At 43.9% G+C, this 1,244-nt stretch carries 2 protein-coding genes; both read left to right on the plus strand.

What is annotated here, in order from left to right:
- A partial coding sequence (locus A3735_RS00340; protein ID WP_068637340.1) for an NAD(+) kinase occupies positions 1-668 on the plus strand: 668 nt, incomplete at its 5' end.
- Between the two features lie 3 nt (positions 669-671).
- Positions 672-1,244: metallophosphoesterase (locus A3735_RS00345; RefSeq protein ID WP_197485544.1), on the plus strand; the 573-nt coding region annotated here is incomplete at its 3' end.

Genomic DNA, 1,244 nt, shown 5'->3' on the forward strand with positions numbered 1-1,244 from the left:
GAAGTTTGTTGGGGGCTGCTCGAGAGTTAGCTAAATCAAATGTTCCTTTGTTAGGAGTAAACCGTGGCCGATTAGGTTTTTTGACTGATGTGTCACCAACTGAGTTGGAATCGAAAGTAAAAGAAGTGCTTTCAGGGCAGTATATTCAGGAAAGACGCTTCCTGCTAGATGTTCATGTTAAGCGAAATGGCGAGCCGGTTGGCTTTGGTACCGCATTGAATGACATCGTTCTTCACCCGGGTAAGTCAACTCGTATGATCGGTTTTGACTTGTTTATTGAGGGTCAGTTTGTCTACAGTCAGCGTTCAGATGGTTTGATTGTTTCGACACCAACTGGGTCAACAGCTTACTCTTTGTCGGCCGGTGGGCCTCTTTTGCACCCTAAACTCGATGCAATCTCATTAGTTCCAATGTTTCCTCATACGCTCAGTAGCCGTCCAATCGTTGTTGACGGTAAAAGTGAGATTAAAATTGTGATTGGTGAAGGTAATGAGATTTACCCGCAGGTCAGCTGTGATGGTCAGCATCACATCCCTGTTGCGCCTGGCGATGCAGTATACATAAGTAAAAAACCACATAAAGTGCGTTTGATTCACCCTACCTCTCATAACTTCTATGAAACCTGTAGAGAGAAATTAGGCTGGGCCAATAACCTGATAAGTAGTTAATAGATGGCATTTGTTAAGAAAAAAGTTAAGCAAGGCTATGACCTGATTGGTGATATTCATGGTTGTGGTAACTCCCTTGAACGTCTGTTGAAAAAGATGGGTTATGAGAACAAGCAAGGTTGCTACCGTCATCCGCAACGCAAAGTGATTTTTGTGGGTGATATTGTTGATAGAGGCCCTCGAATTCGAGAAGCTCTGCATATTGTAAAAGACATGGTCGACCAATCGCAGGCCGAAATTGTCCTGGGCAATCACGAATACAATGCAATGTGTTACTGCACAGAGGGTCGTCAAGGTAGTGGCATGCAGTATTTGCGCGAGCACAACGCTCGTCATCACAGACTTATTCGAGAGACCTTGGAGCAGTTTGATGCTCATCGCTCCGAATGGCACAAGTTTCTATCGTGGTTTCATGAAATCCCTCTTTTTATTGAAAAAGAAGACTTCCGAGTGGTTCATGCTTGTTGGGATAGTTTAGCGATTGAACGTTTAAAATCTTATTCCCCAGACCATTGCATTAGTATGGACTTTTTGCACGAGTCTGCGGTCTCTGGTTCTTTCGCTAGCCGAATTATT

The sequence above is a fragment of the Oleiphilus sp. HI0061 genome, assembly GCF_001635675.1.